The organism is Sphingobacterium sp. SGG-5, assembly GCF_011043525.1.
Lineage (GTDB): Bacteria > Bacteroidota > Bacteroidia > Sphingobacteriales > Sphingobacteriaceae > Sphingobacterium.
Genome location: NZ_JAAKGO010000003.1, coordinates 188,993 through 207,687, shown reverse-complemented (window position 1 = coordinate 207,687; position 18,695 = coordinate 188,993). Strand labels below are relative to the sequence as shown.

Genomic DNA, 18,695 nt, shown 5'->3' with positions numbered 1-18,695 from the left:
TATCTATTTTAAAAGGTAACCTTAGCACCAAACGATAACGTCAGATTCTGTGCATATGCTGAATAATCAAAACCAGGTGTTAAAATCGAATTTTGTGTGGAAACCTCTGGATCCAAACCCGAATAGTTTGACCAGGTGTACAGGTTTTGTGCAGCCACGCTGACATCCACACGCGATACACTCGGTATCCAATGCTTTGGTAAACGATAGGCCAACTCGACAGTTTTCAAGCGGATATAGGAACCGTCTTCCAGGTCTTTGGTCGAATAATATCCTATAGGGCCATAGCCTCTGGTTCTAAAATGTTCATTTGAAGGGTTCTCAAAGGTCCAACGGTCAGTATAAGACGCAAATTGATTCAAACCACGTCGCCCGGTACTGTTTCCATTGAACATGAGTCGGTTGGCGTTCATAATCTGATTACCATAATTCCATTGAAAAAACACATTCAGCGTCACATTTTTATATTTGAAATTATTATTGAGCCCACCATAATGTTTAGCCAGAGTACGCCCCATAATCACCTTGTCATTGTCATCGATGACAAGATCCCCATTAACATCTCTATATTTGACGTCACCGGGTTGCGTGCTGGTTCTATCTTCTTCCAGAGATACCACATCGTCTTTAAGCACATAAGAACCATTGGATAACTGGTTGAAATCGGAGACTTGATATACGCCATCCCATAGCAAACCATAAAAAGATGATACTGGCATTCCCACTTTGGTGATATACAAGTTTGAGCTGTTCCAACTTGCGGTAAATCGCGCATTGCTGAACATCGTCTTTTCGTCGTCTGTTAATCCCAATACTTTATTTTGGTTAAAGGAAATATTAAAACTGGAACTCCATCTGAAATCCTTCTTATTGATATTGATGGAACTGACTTCAATTTCAAAACCTCGGTTACGGATCGAGCCGATATTTCGATAGATACGTTGCAAACCGACGCTATAAGGTACATTAGCGTTGAGCAACAGATCCTTGGTATCTTTGTTATAATAATCCACCACAAAATTTAATCGATTTTTGAATAAAGACAACTCATAACCGATATCCCATTGGTACGTAGTCTCCCAACGTAGATCTTTATTTCCAAAGCTGTTTATGATCGTACCATAATCAGGCGTAGATCCTCCGGTGCCAATACCATAGCGATCATCTAAAGTAAGGATATTAGCTGTCGCAAAGTCACTCACCCGGTTATTACCTGTTGCTCCCCAGCTGGCTCGCAGTTTTGAATCACTGATAAAAGATATATCCTTGATAAATTCCTCACGACCCAATCGCCAAGCCACTGCAAATGCCGGAAAATAACCCCAGCGATGCTGTGGAGAAAATTTTGACGAACCGTCTATCCGAAAGCTACCTGTTAAATAGTATCTACTCTTGTAATTATAGTTAACCCGTCCTAAATAGGACATCAGCGTATTGGGAGATGCAGTGGAAACAGGGGATTTGATATTACCATATTCCAATGCCCGCAATCCCAATTCTTCATTTGGAATTTGTATAGACGTGAATGCGTATCTATCTGTAAGGCGACCTTGCATCGTCAACCCCACCAAAGCATCGAAACGATGAACCTTATTCCATTGTTTTTTGTAGGTCAACGTATTTTCATTCATCCAGTCGGTATATGTATTTTCGGAATAGCTACCGTTTACACCATTGGCATTATTTGGATGCGGAAAACCTCTGTATGTTTTCGAATTGTTAAAAGCTTCATTTCTATACATTCTCCATCGGTACCCTCCGCGAACATTCAACAGCAAATTATAAGGCAATTTATAATCAAGGCCCAAATTCCCCGTGAAGAATGTCCTATTCTGCTCTCTAAATTCGTTTCGAGTCGAAATAATCGGATTCATCACCAATAAGGTTTCACCGTCATCCCCGCCATCATCGAATAACATTTCCGTGAGATCGCCTCCGGTAGAAATAGGTCGGTAGCCCCAGGTACGGTACATGATATAAGTCGCATAAGAGTTATTACCCGACGCCTGCTCATTAGTCAGCTGTCCATAGTTTTTGTCTTTCGAATAGCTGACATTAAAATTAACGCTTAGATTTTTATTGATCTCCTGATCCACGCGCGCGCGCCCTTGATATCGGCTAAATCCAGATTCGATGATTACGCCGTCTTGGTTAATCAAGTTTCCGGAGAAGGAATATTTTGTGCCACGGCTGCCCCCTCTTAAGGATAGATTATGATTATGCATAAGCGCGGTTCTGAACAACATGTCCTGCCAATCATGTCCTTCAATGTTTTTGTAATCCTCCAGTACCCGATCTTGTTGAGTCAGATAAACTTTCGTTGCGTCATCCGGATCCATTTCTATTTGGTATTTCACAAACTCGTAAGGATCCATCATATCCATCATCTTCACCGGTTTCTGTGCACTAAAATCTAAGTTATAGGTGATCGTCGGTACGCCTTCACTGCCTTTCTTGGTTTCGATAATGACGACTCCATTCGCTCCTCTGCTACCATAAATTGAGGTGGCCGAAGCATCTTTCAGCACCCGTATCTCTGCAATTTCTTCGGGATTGATGGAAGACAGACTAAATCCTTCCATAGGAAAGCCATCTACCACATAGAGCGGCGAATTATCCTGCGTGATGGAGTTCCCTCCCCGGATAATAATATCCGATTCTTCACCCGGCTGACCGGATGTGGCGTTGACCTGCAATCCGGCGACACGACCAGCTAAAGCTTGTGCAACATTCGGAACAGGAGCCCGATTGATATCCTCTACATCGACGGAAGACAAGGATCCGGTAAAATCTTCTTTATTGACCGTACCATACCCGATTACCACCACTTCATCAATATTCGTGGAGGAAGGCCTCATGACAATTTGTTTGGGTATTGCCTGGGCCATAAAATTGACGGTTTCATAACCTACGAAGGAGAATGAAACAATATCCCTTCGATAGGCTTCTATGGTAAATTCCCCGGATTGGTTGGTTCGATCATTGAAGTTGGGGGTATTTGTGTTTTGGACAACCACGCCCACCATCACTTCATTTGTACTTGAGTCTACAACGACTCCGGTGTACTGTCGCCGTTGCGCATACGAAAACGTTACGGTCAGTGTCAACAACAAGACCAATAACAACTGCTTATTCATCATCATGAATTCTTTAGTTTTTTACAACGCTGCCTTCTAATTTTAAGATAGGGCTATTACTTTTGGCATTTGATTTCCCAAATCCTACAGAAATTTTTCCTTTGTCTTGTGCATTGTCATTTCCCCATACATACAGCCTAAATGTCACCTTACTATTCGATTTAATGTTTTGTAAATCGCTTACTTTCTTCAGGTCTAAATTAGGCTGGTTCGTGCCGGAATTATTGAGGTCACTCATATAAATAGGCTCCTCATGCAATTTCTTAAAGTCATCGCCTTTTATGCTGTATGTCCATTGAAAGTTCTTCGCGGAAAATTCCTGAACGCGTAATCTGGCTTTCAAAAGCGACAACGATGCGGTATACCCTTTTTCGACAGCGACGGTGAATTCAAAATAGGCATCGCTCTTAACGGCTTCGTCGAATGTCCGTACATTTTTAGCCAAATGTCCACTAAAACCCCTGGCATTTCCCTGTTTACTTCGCACCAGCGGTCCTTTGGTTAGGTCGCTAACTTTTAGTCCTTCTTTGACAAAGGCAGGAGAGACTGCGCTTTCCCGGCCTGTAGTCGGGGCAGGACCTCCTAAATTCCACGTGACAAGCTGGCCATAGGTCAATTGGGCCACAATGCTGAATAAAATAATTAAAAATGGTCTCATAGCTTTTTAGATTTATTTAAAGTAATAAAATAAGATACATTAGTTCCTTTGGTTAAATCAAAGGTAGGCAATCCATCTACCGAAATAATCACAAGATTTATCAAAAACATCCAACATATTATCATAGACACTTGGGTTTAGGTACCCGAAACACAACAAAAAATGCGAAGCTTTACGCTTCGCATTATATTTATACGCGATCTGGTCGTATCGGAGTATATTTATAATTTTATAAGCTTAATCTGTACATTTTCCTGATTGTTGATATGCACAAACTGATTGAAAGCTATCCTATCATCCTTTCTCGAAAATACCGGAGCCCCTACCAACGGTAAATCTCCCGCCTCGTAGCTGGTCAACTGCCTAACCTCTCTACTCGCGATATCAAATAGGTATACATTATTATTGGCAATAAAGGTAATCTTATCCTTGCTATAACTTATATTGATTGGAGAACTTACCGAAAAATCAAATGTAGAGATATAATCCAACGCTCCTGTCTGTACATTACACTGTACAATCTGATTTCTTTCGTGTTCGTCCTTCGCGAGCGCATAAATATATTGACCATCAGCGCTGGAACGAAGCCAGTGCCGGAGATCCGATAAACCTTTCTTCGTGTGTGACAGTCTTCTTTGCCTGATACCTTGAGGCACACGAGGACGTTCACCTTCACCACCTACGGCTACCGCATCCGCTTTAACCACCTCTTCATCAATATCGACTACATATATCTCTGTGATTGTTTCTCCTTGTTCATTCTTTGTATGGCCCTGAAAAGCGATAGTATGCTTATCGCCTACCCAGCATTCATCAAAGGCTTTGGATATTTCATCCGAACCCCATTTGGGATCACGTACAACGTCCGTTACAATAGCAGCGTACATCTCGCCGTCGTTATTCGCGACATGCTTTTCCACAACAACAGGACTACTCGTCGGTACCATGACGCCAACCGTCCGCAGATCCGGATCAACAAATTCGTCGTTGTACGTAAAACTGATCAACTGTCCATCCCCACTCCAACCATGCGAATGTGTGCCCCCACGCAAAGATCCAGGCACATAAGGCGACAGCACATCCCGGGCATCATAATGAAATGCCTGCATTGGCGAAGTCAAGTCTATTCCTACCCCCACCCGTCTACTCATGGCATAGGGTTTCACGGAATCGGCATTATTCAATCCATGGATAAAAATAACATGATCGGCTGTGGGACTAAATGATACTGCCCCCACTCCCGGACCATAAATCGTTTGATGTTGTGTTTGATAAATGATCTTTTCTTCTCCAGTCTCGATATTAACAACTCCAATGGTCGCGGTCTCGCCGATTTTTGTATCATCGTTTCGACCGTCAAATACGATCCATTCGTCATCTTTGGAAAACGCATTACTGTGGTGGATGGTATGCCCCATATCCGAGCTTGTCAACATCGTAATTTCGCTTGTATTGGTATTTTTCTCTTGGTTATTCATGCAACTTTGTAAATAAAATAAAGGAATTGCTAGACACAGAACATTTAATCTGTACCGATGTATCCTACACAGACTGGCTGTAATGATTCTCTTTGCCATTGTAATGATAACTTTCCTTATAACCTACGAAATCCTGCTCGTATTTATCTTCCCGTCCTTATAGTCCTGATAGACAATATTACCGGTTAAACGCTGTGTTTACATAAGATGTATGGATCTGCTTGTCGAGATCTTTATAATCTTCAATCAATACATCCAATTCGCTTTTCGTACCTGCATCCAACACCTGAATATCTTGGCATCTGCTATAAAGCTGGATAGAATGTCCTAACTTCTGTAGCACATACTTCGCTGATACAGGATAAGTATCGTGCATAACATCCATATTGTCAATCAAAAACTGCTGCACTAAACCAACTTCTTCTTGTTTGTCGGTATTATCAAAATTAGCACATAACCAGACGACCATTTCCGGAAAATAGTTACCCTGTATACATGATAAACCTGCGGAGCCCGCTTTCAATGTTTCTACAGCGTGGGCCATATACGCGTCATACAATCCAAAACTCTCTTCATCTCTTGTCGCTGCAATTTTTGCACGGATACCGTTGATATCCAGAGACGTATCTTTATGGTATTTGATACGGCCGGTTTTTACCAGTTGCCCTAAAAAATCCGCAGATATGACCCTTTTATAGGGAACCGGACATTCGTAAAATCCTAACGGCACATTGTCTGTCAGAGCGAGCAGCTCCTCTACGTTGGCACGGAAAGCCTCTTCGCTATCGTCTTCTTTAGCCAGCAAACCGGTTATCACAATAACAGCATCGACACCGGTGGCATACATCGCTTTAACAAACTGTGCCTGGTTTTCAATGGTATCCTCAAAAGTCCCTGTCGCCACAATAGGTACTCGTCCGTTTACGTGCTTCACGATGAACGATACCGACGCTATCCTTTCTTCTGGTGATAATTGGTACATCTCGCTGGACAGGCAGTTGGCAAACAGCCCCCCTGCACCCGCCTCTAAATAGAAGTCTACCAGTTTCTCCAATGCATTATAATCAATACTTCCATCCTCCTGAAAAGGCATAAGCATTACAGGAACAAATTTTTTATCCTTCCGAATCATTATTTTAATTTTATATATTTAGTTTATTTTTTTCCTTCTCAACTGCTGACTCAGATTCCCCACCAATAGAATCGCTATTGTCCCAACGACGATAATCATATTGGCGTGGAGCATATTCCGCAGAAACGCATATTGTTCCGGCAGTAAATAGGAGAATGTCATCCATAAAATAACAGCTATCCCAAAAGCGGTCCCAAGTATAGCGTCACTGTTGCCGACCTTCTTATTGGTAATACCCAACAAAAACAGTCCTAACATACCACCTGCAAAAATGCCCGACAACGTCCACCAAATGTCCAGGATGCTCTGTACACCGATCATTGCAATACCTGCAAACATGCCTATAGCACCGAAAACTCCGGTGGCGATAAAAAGTATACGCAGATTACCTTTGTCTGACACCGATGGATTGATATAGCGTTTGTAGATATCCTCGGTAAAAACAGTTGCTGAAGCATTCATTCCAGAGCTGATCGTGCTCATTGCCGCTGCTAATATGGCCGAAACGATCAACCCCAAAATCCCCGTGGGTATATGATTTACCATATAATGTGGCAACACCTTATCACCATAATCCGCAGGTGTTAGCGCGTTAATGACACCTGTGAGATCGGCACCACTTGCACCTATTCGTTCTAAAGCAGCCTGTTCTTTTACGGTATGTAATAAATCTGGATTAACATCATAATACGCATATAAACAGACGCCGATAATAAAAAACAATAAAGAAATAGGTATGTATAACCACGTACATAACCAAACTGACTTCGCTGCTTCTTTGGCATTCGGCGCAGCATGATAGCGTTGTACATAGTTTTGATCCATCCCGAAATTCGTCAGGTTCATGAAAAACCCGTAAAGCAGAATCACCCAGAAAGTTGACGAGGAAAAATCCGTCAGCGAAAAGGACCCCAAGCTAAACTTATCATCCCGCAGACCGATATCAACAATGGTACTCGTGCCACCCGGGATGTTATAAATTAACGTACCGATAACAACCAAAGCGCCGAAAGTCAACAATATCCCCTGAAATACCTCCGTCCAGATCACGGCTTCCATCCCGCCTAAAACCGTGTAGATAATGATACACACGCCTGTAACAAGCATAATCATCGACATATCGAGTCCCGTCAAGGCTTGTAGGGTAAGTGAAATACCGAAAAATATCGATCCCATCCGCGCCACCTGTGTCAGCAGGAAACATATTACCGCATAACTTCTGGCCCAGGTGCCAAACCGATTCTCCAAATTTGTATAAGCAGATACTTCTGTATGTTTACGGTAAAAGGGCACAAAATATTTTGCGGCAATATAAGCCGCCAAGGGCATGGAAAGACTGAACACAAAAGCGTTCCAATTTGCTCCATAAGCCTTTCCGGGCACACCTAAAAAGGTGTTTGAACTTAAAAATGTAGCGTAAAGGGAAATACCTATTGCCCAACTTGGAATATTTCCGGCAGCTTTGGTGAAAGCATCCGAAGAAGTGTTTTTTCTCGAAAAATAGAAACCCACCAAAACCATGGCCAGGAGATAAATTGCTATTACCGATAGGTCTATTATTGGTAAATTGTTCATAGTAAAATTATAGGGTAGCTAATGTGTTATATCTTTTATACAAAACTTCGTAAACTTCCTGGTTTGCCGTATTCGGGCTATAGGTTTTGACTACCTTCGCTGCCATGACCTGCTTCGCTTCTCCGATATCGTCGTAAATTCTACCAGCCAGTGAAGCAAATATGGCCGATCCTAACGCGCAGGTTTGATCGCTGTCCACGACCTGAATATCGCAAGCTAATACATCGGCCAAAACCTGTATGATATACGGCGATTTATTGGGAATACCTCCTGTAGCAATGACAGCTTTTATCGGCACATCAAATGCTTTAAAACGGTCAATAATAGCCTTAGACCCGAATGCTGTCGATTCGACCAGCGCCTTAAAGATATGGCCGGCATGGGTCGCTAAAGTAAAACCATAAGCGGCTGATTCTTTGGTAAAATCAGCATCGGGTGTTCGCCTCCCATTATGATAATCTGTAAAGACAAGATCATTTTCTGTAACGGGTAAGGCGGCTGCCTCTTTTGTAATATAGTTAAAAAAACCATCATCCAACCATTGCTTTTGCTCGGTGGTCAACTGATCGTTTAAAATAGCATGCGCGGGTTGAAGCATCATCTTTTTAAACCAGTTGTAAATATCGCCAAAAGCGGATTGTCCTGCCTCAAAGCCGATCATACCCGGGTCTATGGAGCCGTCAACCTGCCCACATATTCCTTCGACCAATGGTGGATTATCCGTTTTAGGAACGACCAACATATCGCAGGTGGAGGTACCGATAACTTTCACCAACGTATACGGTGCACTCCCCGATCCCACTGCCCCATGGTGGGCGTCAAGAGCCCCAACAGTAATAATCGTATTGGAATCAAAACCATATTTTTCGACAAAATAAGGTGAAATTGTCCCAAAAGTCTCGTTAGACGTGTAAGTGGTGGTATAAAACCGGTTAACAAGGTGATAAAAAGAAGGGTCTAAGGAACAGAGAAACTCGGAAGACGGTAATCCACCGTGATCGGCATTCCACATGGCTTTGTGACCTGCTGCACAGCGATTTCGTTTAATTGCTGCCGGTTTATCTGTTCCTGTCAAATAGGTGGGAATCCAGTCGGATTGCTCCAACCAAGTAAATGCACTTCGCTGAACCTGCGGATCTTTCCTATTGGTATGCAATATCTTGGACCAAAACCATTCCGAAGAGTAGATACCGCCACTGCTCTGGGTATAGTCTATGGACCATTTCCTAGCCAAGGCATTGATTTCATCGGATTCCTGTATTGCGGTATGATCTTTCCAAAGAATAAACATCGCGTTGGGATTGTCTTTAAACTCCTCCAACAAAGCCAAAGGACGACAGTACTCATCCACCGCAACCGGCGTCGAACCCGTTGTATTCGTTCCGATAGCAACTACTTGCTTAATCAGATCCGGATCGATATCCTGAAACAGCCCCGTAAATATCTCTTCGATAGACTCCATATAATCCAACGGGTGTTGTCTATATTGATCCTCCGCGGGCTTACAATACAACCCCCGTTGCCATCGCTTAAAATAAGAAACAGATTTGGAAAGGATTTCCCCATTGTATGGATTAACTAGTATTCCCCTTACGGAATCTGTACCGAAATCCATTCCTATGACTAGTTTATTGTTCATTATGCAATATTAGCCTCCACAATAATTAACCTTGATCCCCAATGCTTGCAACGTCGCTGCTTTCATGCCGGCGGCTCTCCGCACATCATAATCTCCATCTACATAAACCACTTGGATATGATTTGCCTTATGCTTTGCCATCATCTGATCTCTGCTCACACCATCCAATACACCGTGCATAATCGGCCACTGCTTATCGGTAAGATTCCATCTCCGCTCGGTTTCTTCCTGCGGTAATTCTACCACTTTTCCTGTACCGATATCACACCATAATTCATTATTCTCTATATAGATACGGCTCCAGACAATTTTGCCGGGACGACTGACACCGCGTAATGTTCCTCCACCTTTTTTAAAGAACATGGGCGGCTGGCGCAAACTGTCGGCACCTGCATACCCACCAATAAAATGTGAGGCTGGAGCAGCACCCGAAATCAGAAATACCCATACGAACTCTTCCTGGCCATCGACGATAAAGTTTTCGCCATAGCGCAAGTCATGTAAAGTATTATCACCATTCAGACCAAGTTGCCGCCATAAGTGATACGTCACATAGCCATCTATACCTGCGCACTCGTCTACTTCATTAAAATGGGGTAAAGCCTCACCGGCATACAATTCTTTTCCTTTCTCATCACGGACGGGAGGTCTTTCGGTATTATTCAACAACCCTTCTACCAGATCACTTGCGGGAACCAGATCTTTTAACCCTTGCTGATATTGTATACCGATGGTATCACAGCCAAACTCATCAGCAAGACGCAGAGCAGCAATATACATTTTACATTGCTCCAACGTCTGGTCTTTGGTCAGCTCATTTACGGGATCGGTACCCCAATCAAACTTCATACCTTTTGCCAACATCCAGTCCAAAATAACATGCGCTTCTTCGTCGGAGACGGTCAACATTTTGGCATATAAGGTGGATTGGCTCAAACGCTCCTTAAATATACCCAATTGATGAATAAGAGCGTCCGGCACAATAGCGTTGAACATGCCCATACAGCCTTCGTCGAATACTCCCATAATGACGCGGTCATGCTTTATTTGATGTGCAAACTTTTCAGCCACGGCATTATCTTCTTTTGAAATAAATTGACTATCAAAAGGTTTTACATGCGAATAATCGTGTGTAACCGCACCTGTTTCCAACCATTCTTTAAGCTTGGAATTAAAAAAATCATCGCTAAAATCTTTACTCCATAAGAAGCTGTATTCGACTTCGGCCTTCGTCAATGATCCCACCAGATTCAAAGCGCCCACTAAGCCAGGGTAAGTACCATCCCAATTGGCTACCACTAGAATAGGACCCTCGTGTGCAATCAAGCCGGCTAAAACATGATGACTGTATTGCCACACGCTTTCGGCAACAATGAGCGGAGCCTTTTTATCAATACCTCTAAATATCTTTACGCCTACATGCTGATAATCGATAAAGCCGTGTCCCTTTTCTTCATCGTAGCCATGTGCACGCTTGGACGACCAGCCCAAATTTGCTAAAGCACCATTTAGCTTCTCTTCCATCTGCTGTTGCATAGGCCAGCAATTCAAATTGGCAGAAGGTCTAAGGTCTCCACTGCAAACTACAACTACTTGTTTTGAATCTATTGTTTCCATGAGATATTATACTTGGTTATTATAATCACAAATATCTATCAAAATTGTAACTGATTTGTTCCATAAGTTATCCTCTTATTCCAACATTTTATCATAAATAGAATGTATATAGGTAGGCAAATTGAAATTCATAGGATAGCTAAACAATGAGTGCTCCTAAGATAAAAATCATATTAGACTGCATTATCATCGTATTAAAATACATTATTTGAGCAAAAAGACCTATATTTACATTCAAATTGAGTTGGATAGGATCCACCTATACAACGGTACTGCTTGGAAAGGTATGCAAATCGACTTTAACCATTTACAGGATGAGAAAAAAAGGTGGGAGTTCATTTATGAACGTTTCTACCAATCGCTTTGTTATTTTGCAGATACCATCTTAGACGATCGACAAAAGGCTCAGGATGTTGTCCAATCGGTACTTGTGAAACTTTGGCAGGAAAAAATGGAGTTTACGGATCTTCAACACATCCGTAATTATCTTTTTAAAAGCGTACGTAATGCCGCGGTCAACGAATTGAACGCGGAATCTAATCATTCCCGGATATTGAAAGGATTGGCGGACCGAAACCCCGAAATTTACCTCCAAGACGATCACTTTCACACCATTGTGAAAGCGGAGCTGTACAAACGTATTCTAGATGCGGTATCCTTGTTGCCGGATAAAACAGCGCAGGTGTTTAAACTGGCCTTCCTGGAACAAAAGTCTAATCCGGAAATAGCAGCGCTATTGTCCATTAGCATTAATACAGTTAAAGTACATAAAAATAACGCAAAAAAAGCTTTACAACACACATTAAAAGATCTATACCCATTAGTAGCATTGATCCTTTGGGAAACTTTCCAATAAATATAAAAAACTTCAATATCCACTAATCCTTTTTGAAGAGTTGTTTGTTTACACCATAAACACCTCCAAAATGGCTAATGAGAAGGATCCGTTTAAACTTGCGGAAAAAATATTTTTATACCATACCGATGAGCTAAATCAGACGGAACAGGATGCATTGGAGAAAGAGATAACGGCCGATCCGAAGTTAAAAGTCCTTATAGAAGAGCTGAACAACCCCGAGTTGGTCAGTCAGGAGCTCCAACGGTTGGCTGAATTTGACACGAAGCAAGCCTACGCTCAAGCTTTGGAGCATGTTTATCCACCAAAACGTCTTTCACGGGTTTATTATAGATGGATTGCGGCAAGTATAGCCTTAGTCGCTATGGCAGCGATATTATACCGCTTTTTTCTGTTACCTGTCGATACAGCGCACGAAATTCTTATTACGCAACAAGACACAACGGAAGGCGTACAATTAGTTTTAGCAACGGGGGAACGGATCCGGACAGATACCTTATCTTTTCTTCAGGCCAACGAAACGGAATTTACAGGAGACAACGGTATTCTGAGTATTCAGGCACTCCAGAAAACGCAGTCTTCCGCGATGCACAAAATCATTGTACCTTATAAGAAAAAATATCAGGTCATTCTTTCCGATGGTTCTAAAGTATTTCTTAATGCTGGCTCAACTCTTTCTTTCCCCGCTTCTTTCGGGGTCAACGACCGGGAGGTACAGTTAGAAGGCGAGGCCTTTTTTGAGGTTACTCCTATGCCGACAAAACAATTTGTCGTAAAGGTGGGCCAACAACAAATACGTGTATACGGCACAGTGTTCAATGTAAAAGCCTATCGCGATGAACCTATCCATTATACCACACTTATAGAGGGTCGAATTTCACTGAAAACACAGGACTCAGAAAAGGAATTATTCCTCCAGCCGGGAAATCAAGCCAACTACGACCAAACAACAAATAGAACGGTAGTCTCCTCGGTAAACCCTGAGATAGCCGCAAATTGGAAAGACGGTTGGCTAGCATTTGATAATAGGCCGATGGATGAAATACTGCGCCAAGTCGGTCGTTGGTACAACCTAGAAATCGCATTGGCAGAACCATCTCTACATAAAGTATCGGCCAGCGGAAAAATCTTACTCTATTCCGATGTCCAAGATGTATTACGAAAGTTTGAAAAGCTAGGTGATATTCAATTTGAATCCTTTGGAAATCAGATTTTGGCCAAGCAAATAAAAAATACTCCTCAAGATTAATAATACCTGTATATAATGAATCATCGATTTTTAACACAAATTCTGAAGACAACTTGTTTACTGGCTACTTTGCTCGTTTTGGTGGATTACCCGCTATTGGCAAGTGCTCAACCGATAGCTCGTGTAAAAATAAGCCTTTCGGTTACTGGCCTATCCTTGGAAACGGTCTTCACACAATTGGAAAAACAGAGCGGATACACTTTTCTCTACAAGAAGGAGGAGGTCAAAAATCTGCGCTCAGGCAAATTAGATGTAAAAGATCAAAGCCTTGATCTTGTCTTAGCTCAACTTTTTAAATCCACCGGGCTACGGTATGAAATCGACGACAAGGTCATCATCGTGCGCAAAGCTGAAACACAGAACCGAAAAACGAATGCTTTGAACAGTCAACAAGAGCGAATAATCAAAGGCCGGGTGCTTAATGACTCAGGTGTTCCTTTAGCAGGTGCGACGATTTATGTCAAGGAGGCGCCTGGGAGTGTGGCTCAAACAGGCGATCAAGGCCGATACGAAATAACCATCCCCTCCTCTCTAACCAGCCCTGTGCTGGTTTTCTCGTACGTTGGTATGGTTGCACGAGAAGTCACGCTAGGTACACAAAACATAGTGGACGTACAGCTTGCCCCAGCAGATAACATATTGGAAGAAACAGTCATTGTTGGGGGATATGGAACTATTCAAAAGCGCATGGATATGGTGGGGAGTGCCTTTCAGGTAAACAGCGAACAGATTAAAAACCTACCCGCACAACGTGTGGATAAAATGCTGGAAGGGTTGGTTCCGGGTCTACAGGTGGACTTTAACACCGATCAGGCGAGCAGCACACGTCCACGCATGAATCTACGTGTACGCGGAACAGCATCATTATCTGCTTCCAACGAACCGCTGTGGATCGTGGATGGTATCCGGGTATTTACAGGTGACCGTACTAATATGATTCCGGGCATGAACACCGCGGTAAGTCCACTCTCCTACCTCAATCCAGATGATATAGAGAGCATTACGGTTTTAAAAGATGCCACTATGGCCTCCATCTACGGGGCAGACGGTGCGAATGGTGTCATATTGATTACAACAAAGAAAGGTACCAAGAGTGCACCATCACTCAGCGTTACCTCGCGATATGGCTTGGCACAGATCAACAACTCCACGCGGTTTAAAGTATTAGATGCAGAACAATATATGGAGCTTGCTCGTGAATCTTACTTAAATGTACCAAGTAATAATATGGCTTTTTTTCCGTATCAGGATCTTCCAAACAATGCTTACAGTGCAACAAACACGGACTGGTATGACGTATACTACGGTACAGGTATCTATTCGCAAAATAACATCAATATCCGCGGTGGCACGGAGGCTGTGGACTATTTTGTATCAGGCGAGTACTTCACGAATCAGTCCACTATAAAGGGCAATCAGCAAGATCGTTTTTCGTTGCGCAGTAATATCGACTTCAAGATCACAGATAAGCTGAACCTAGGACTACAGATGTCAGGTTCGTATAATGTAAACGATATTTTTAATCCCAGTACAGATTTCTATGCAACATTACCTATTCTCGCTCCTTACAACGAAGATGGGTCAATGCGGCTTTGGTATGATCGGATACTTCCGCTTCAGGACGCTACAACAGGCGATTTCGTACCTAGTGTCGTCTCCCGTAAATTTTTCAATAGCGTAGCTGAACGTGAAGAAAATGACTATGTGCAACGCGGCTTCTATTCTGTGAATAACCTTCTCTTGGATTATCAGATTGTACCTGGTCTAAAATTCACCAGCCAACTGGGCGCCAATATCCAAAGCAGTCACGAAGAAATGTACCAAGCAAGAAGCAATTGGTCTGGCATTAGTTTGCAGGGTGAGCCTCGGGGTTACGCTACGCGCGCACATGCTAACTTCTTGCTGTGGTCTGTCATTGAGCGACTGAATTACAACCGACAATTTGGAAAGCATGGTGTGACGGCATTATTGGGGTTTGAAGCCAGCTCTCAAGATAACAAGAGTTTATCTGCCTATGGAAATGGCTTTGCCAACGATCATATCAAGGAAATTTCCTATGCCGCTGTGCGCGAGAATGGCAGCAGCTCATCCAACAGAGTCCGGCGTTCTTCCTTCTTTGGTCAGGGGGGATACAATTACGATAGCAAATATTATCTTAACCTGAACTGGCGTTCAGATGGCAACTCAGATTTCGGGGAAGATTCGCAATGGGGAAATTTCTGGTCTATAGGTTCGTCCTGGAACATTCACAATGAAGATTTCTTCCAAAGTGACCTGTTAAAAGTCTTGAAACTCAAAGCCTCTTATGGCACATTGGGTAACTCTCGATTGGGCAATCTACGTGCACAGGGTTTATACACATACGGAACGTCGAGCAATTACGCCGGTCAAAGCGGCTCTACCATGGCTAGCGTGTGGAACCGTAAGTTAAGTTGGGAGCAATCTTACATGACGAATATAGGCTTACGCGCTAATTTCGGTAACCGAGTGGATGTGGATGTGGATGTCTACTACAAAAAGACCGTCGATCTCCTGCAGGAGCAGGATGTATCGAGAACGACCGGTGATACCCGGGTGAGTCGGAATATAGGCTCGACACAAAACCGAGGAATAGAAATGAACATCGAAACCATCAATATCCAGCGAAAAGACTTCAGCTGGCGCACCACAGCTAATATTTCAAGGAATGAAAACAAGCTGCTTGAACTTTATCAAGGAATCCCGCAGACCAGAGACCGGACGATTTGGATGGAGGGCTATGATCTCGGCACGTATTTTCTTGTACAATGGGCCGGTGTCGATCCACGGGATGGCGCACCGCTCTGGTACGATATCAACGGCAATGTAACCCGGACTTATAACAATGCGAACCGGGTACCCAACAAAAATTCTACCCCATGGTTTTACGGAGGCCTTACAAACACATTCCAATACAAAGACTGGACATTAAGCTTTTTAGCGGTCTACTCTGCAGGCGGATACCAATTTACCTCGTTTGGACGTGATGCCTCTTCCGACGGACTAAATCTCATGGAAAGCAACCAGTCGGTAAACCAACTGGATCGGTGGCAGAAACCAGGCGATCTCGCTTTATCACCGAAGCCCTTGTGGCAACTCACGAACGCGAGCTCCACGATGAACTCGACCAGATATTTGCAGAATGCGTCCTCTATTCGGTTGAAGAACATATATCTGACCTACGAGCTTTCAGAAACATGGACACAAAGGATCGGATTGAAGGGAGCAAGTGTTTCCCTGCTCGCCGACAACCTCGGCGTGTGGACTCCTTATGACAAAGCGGATAGAAATTCTTACAAGCAAACCATGTCGGGGTATCCGATGGAAACAACCGTTTCTGCAGGACTAAATATAAAACTCTAAGTAAGCAACAACATGAACACACAAAAGATAACACGATATGGCCTTTTCGCCCTGCTACTACTCAGCTTCAGTGGGTGTAAGAAGTTTTTGAATGTCATGCCTGTAGGACAGACGACTATCCCGGTCCTTTTTTCGGATATGGACGGTATCCGGGCCGCTATTCCTGGAGCATATGCCAAAACATACGATTATTATTCCAGTCATTTTTATATCTATCCGGAATTGGCAGGCGATCTCCTAAATCCTGATTTATCGCTGATCAATGAGGGACAGATCAATATCTATAATTTTAGCTCCATTCCAGATCAGGAAGCAGCACCATCGGCAAAAATATGGTCGGATATATTGGCTGCACTTGCTAATGTGAACAATGCCCTATTTTATATTCCTTCGCTGAAAGAGAAGTTTCCGGCGAACAGAAACGAACTGGATATCTACAAAGCCGAATTATTATTTCTGCGGGCACTGGGGCATTTTGATCTTTGCAGAGCCTATGCTCAGCCTTATACGTATACAGCAGGCGCTACACATCTAGGTGTCCCGATCTTATCACAGACGCCGAGCCCTGATGATAACGTTTCACGGCAGTCCGTTGGAAAAGTGTATGAATTTATTCTTAACGACCTCAAAGAAGCTGAACGGATTTACAACAGCACCCCCATATGGCGCAGCGCCAAGCAACGACCTTATTTTGTCTCGAAAGAAGCTGTACAGGCGCTATTGTCCAGGGTCTATCTCTATATGGAAGACTGGGATCAAACTATTTATTATGCCGGAGAGGTTATCAAAGAGTTACCTTTGGCACAAGGTGATGCCTATACTGACATGTTCTTTAATCTGACAGGACCGGAAACCGAAACTATCTTTCGGTTGAACGGCGAAGATAAGGGTTCGAGCATTTTCGGGTTCTATAATTTTCGGGTTTCCGCAGAAACGGTGGGCTACCCTTCAGGCACACCCGCTAACAAGCTTTTGAACAGCTATGAAGACGAGGATGATATACGCAAGACTAATTTGCTCTTAAAGATAGACGTAGGACCCGGTTTCTACTTTGTGACGCGCAAGTTCGATGCTGTGCAGACATCGACTGAAAAAGGTAAGCAACATGTCAACCCGTTGATCTTACGGACATCGGAAATGTATCTCAACCGGGCGGAAGCTTACATTGGGAAAAAGCAACCCGAACAAGCTGCGGCCGACATCAAGGCAATACAAGCACGGGCTCTTGGCACAACGTCGTCTGGTATTACTTTACCTGAATCGGATCTGAATGCGATGACCAACATCGTCTATCAGGAACGCCTGCGTGAATTAGCCTTGGAGGGACACCGGCTGTTCGATATAACGCGAAGGAAGCAGAACCTTGTACGGGATGCAACAACGACCTCGACCGTTCAGGAACTGACTTATCCGAGTGACTATTTTATATTACCCATTCCGCAACGGGAGCTGGATGCTAACCCGAATATGGAACCCAACCCGACGGTGAATAATTAATAATACAGCAATGAGAAGAATACTATTATACAGTACGGCATGGATCATGCTATTTTGGACAGCGTGCGGAAAGGAAGAACAGAAGCCCTTTGACCAACCATTTCTGCATATTATGAGCAACAATTCGTCTTCGGAGACTGTGAACTATATGGCCAATTCGATCCGGACGTATAACATTTATCTCAGTTCGAGGCCATTGACGGAAAACTTGGAAGTCAACTTTCAGGTCACAGCCGGAAATGGCTTAAGGGAAGGTGTGGATTATGAAATGGTAACACCAGGCAATACCTTGATCTTTCTGCCGGGAATTTACGACATGCCGATACGGGTACGCTGGATCGCTAATCCGGCATTAGACGCCAATAAAGATAATACATTGACTATTGAACTTGTCAGCAACAATCAGGGAATTACATTGGGTTTACCGGGACCAGATCAACTTCAGAAAAAATTTATTATCACAAAAGTAAAATAAT

General features: G+C 43.2%; 12 protein-coding genes. 5 read left to right on the top strand and 7 right to left on the bottom strand.

The genetic code is table 11. The features are described from left to right. Nucleotides 1-8 precede the first annotated feature (8 nt). The 7 genes from G5B30_RS05345 to G5B30_RS05315 form a co-directional block, all read right to left on the bottom strand. A complete protein-coding gene (locus G5B30_RS05345) occupies nucleotides 9-3,143 on the bottom strand; it encodes a SusC/RagA family TonB-linked outer membrane protein (protein WP_165318939.1) in 3,135 nt (1,044 codons plus the stop codon). 7 nt (nucleotides 3,144-3,150) lie between these two features. Continuing rightward, on the bottom strand, nucleotides 3,151-3,795 hold the full coding sequence (locus G5B30_RS05340) for a hypothetical protein (RefSeq protein ID WP_165318938.1): 645 nt from the start codon (nucleotides 3,793-3,795) through the stop codon (nucleotides 3,151-3,153). A 221-nt stretch (nucleotides 3,796-4,016) separates the two neighbouring features. Then, nucleotides 4,017-5,273, bottom strand: coding sequence for a DUF3748 domain-containing protein (locus G5B30_RS05335; protein WP_165318937.1), 1,257 nt, complete (start codon nucleotides 5,271-5,273; stop codon nucleotides 4,017-4,019). A 178-nt stretch (nucleotides 5,274-5,451) separates the two neighbouring features. Beyond that, entirely contained in the window at nucleotides 5,452-6,405 is a 954-nt protein-coding gene (locus tag G5B30_RS05330; protein WP_165318936.1) for a dihydrodipicolinate synthase family protein, read from the bottom strand. Nucleotides 6,406-6,423: 18 nt separating this feature from the next. Next, nucleotides 6,424-7,980 (bottom strand): sodium:solute symporter, encoded by a 1,557-nt coding sequence (locus G5B30_RS05325; protein ID WP_165318935.1) that lies wholly within the window; start codon nucleotides 7,978-7,980, stop codon nucleotides 6,424-6,426. 7 nt (nucleotides 7,981-7,987) lie between these two features. After that, a complete protein-coding gene (locus tag G5B30_RS05320; RefSeq protein WP_165318934.1) occupies nucleotides 7,988-9,619 on the bottom strand; it encodes a ribulokinase in 1,632 nt (543 codons plus the stop codon). A gap of 9 nt (nucleotides 9,620-9,628) precedes the next feature. After that, nucleotides 9,629-11,236, bottom strand: a complete 1,608-nt coding sequence (locus tag G5B30_RS05315) for a fucose isomerase (RefSeq protein WP_165318933.1) — start codon at nucleotides 11,234-11,236, stop codon at nucleotides 9,629-9,631. Nucleotides 11,237-11,444: 208 nt separating this feature from the next. On the opposite strand from G5B30_RS05315, the gene G5B30_RS05310 reads away from it, so the two are divergent. The 5 genes from G5B30_RS05310 (at nucleotide 11,445) to G5B30_RS05290 (ending at nucleotide 18,694) form a co-directional block, all read left to right on the top strand. Beyond that, nucleotides 11,445-12,092 carry an RNA polymerase sigma-70 factor gene (locus tag G5B30_RS05310; RefSeq protein ID WP_165318932.1) on the top strand — a complete coding sequence of 216 codons (648 nt, stop codon included), beginning with the start codon at nucleotides 11,445-11,447 and terminating at the stop codon, nucleotides 12,090-12,092. Nucleotides 12,093-12,162: 70 nt separating this feature from the next. Further along, complete coding sequence (locus G5B30_RS05305; protein WP_165318931.1) at nucleotides 12,163-13,341, top strand: FecR family protein; 1,179 nt, start codon at nucleotides 12,163-12,165, stop codon at nucleotides 13,339-13,341. Nucleotides 13,342-13,356: 15 nt separating this feature from the next. Further along, nucleotides 13,357-16,722 carry a SusC/RagA family TonB-linked outer membrane protein gene (locus G5B30_RS05300; RefSeq protein ID WP_165318930.1) on the top strand — a complete coding sequence of 1,122 codons (3,366 nt, stop codon included), beginning with the start codon at nucleotides 13,357-13,359 and terminating at the stop codon, nucleotides 16,720-16,722. 12 nt (nucleotides 16,723-16,734) lie between these two features. Then, nucleotides 16,735-18,219, top strand: a complete 1,485-nt coding sequence (locus tag G5B30_RS05295; RefSeq protein WP_165318929.1) for a RagB/SusD family nutrient uptake outer membrane protein — start codon at nucleotides 16,735-16,737, stop codon at nucleotides 18,217-18,219. A 10-nt stretch (nucleotides 18,220-18,229) separates the two neighbouring features. After that, nucleotides 18,230-18,694, top strand: a complete 465-nt coding sequence (locus G5B30_RS05290) for a hypothetical protein (RefSeq protein WP_206367022.1) — start codon at nucleotides 18,230-18,232, stop codon at nucleotides 18,692-18,694. The last annotated feature ends 1 nt before the right edge of the window (nucleotide 18,695 follow it).

Coding starts and splice junctions, on each gene's coding strand:
- G5B30_RS05345 (WP_165318939.1), bottom strand. CDS start 3,143: ATGATGATGAATAAGCAGTTGTTATTGGTCTTGTTGTTGACACTGACC.
- G5B30_RS05340 (WP_165318938.1), bottom strand. CDS start 3,795: ATGAGACCATTTTTAATTATTTTATTCAGCATTGTGGCCCAATTGACC.
- G5B30_RS05335 (WP_165318937.1), bottom strand. CDS start 5,273: ATGAATAACCAAGAGAAAAATACCAATACAAGCGAAATTACGATGTTG.
- G5B30_RS05330 (WP_165318936.1), bottom strand. CDS start 6,405: ATGATTCGGAAGGATAAAAAATTTGTTCCTGTAATGCTTATGCCTTTT.
- G5B30_RS05325 (WP_165318935.1), bottom strand. CDS start 7,980: ATGAACAATTTACCAATAATAGACCTATCGGTAATAGCAATTTATCTC.
- G5B30_RS05320 (WP_165318934.1), bottom strand. CDS start 9,619: ATGAACAATAAACTAGTCATAGGAATGGATTTCGGTACAGATTCCGTA.
- G5B30_RS05315 (WP_165318933.1), bottom strand. CDS start 11,236: ATGGAAACAATAGATTCAAAACAAGTAGTTGTAGTTTGCAGTGGAGAC.
- G5B30_RS05305 (WP_165318931.1), top strand. CDS start 12,163: ATGGCTAATGAGAAGGATCCGTTTAAACTTGCGGAAAAAATATTTTTA.
- G5B30_RS05300 (WP_165318930.1), top strand. CDS start 13,357: ATGAATCATCGATTTTTAACACAAATTCTGAAGACAACTTGTTTACTG.
- G5B30_RS05295 (WP_165318929.1), top strand. CDS start 16,735: ATGAACACACAAAAGATAACACGATATGGCCTTTTCGCCCTGCTACTA.
- G5B30_RS05290 (WP_206367022.1), top strand. CDS start 18,230: ATGAGAAGAATACTATTATACAGTACGGCATGGATCATGCTATTTTGG.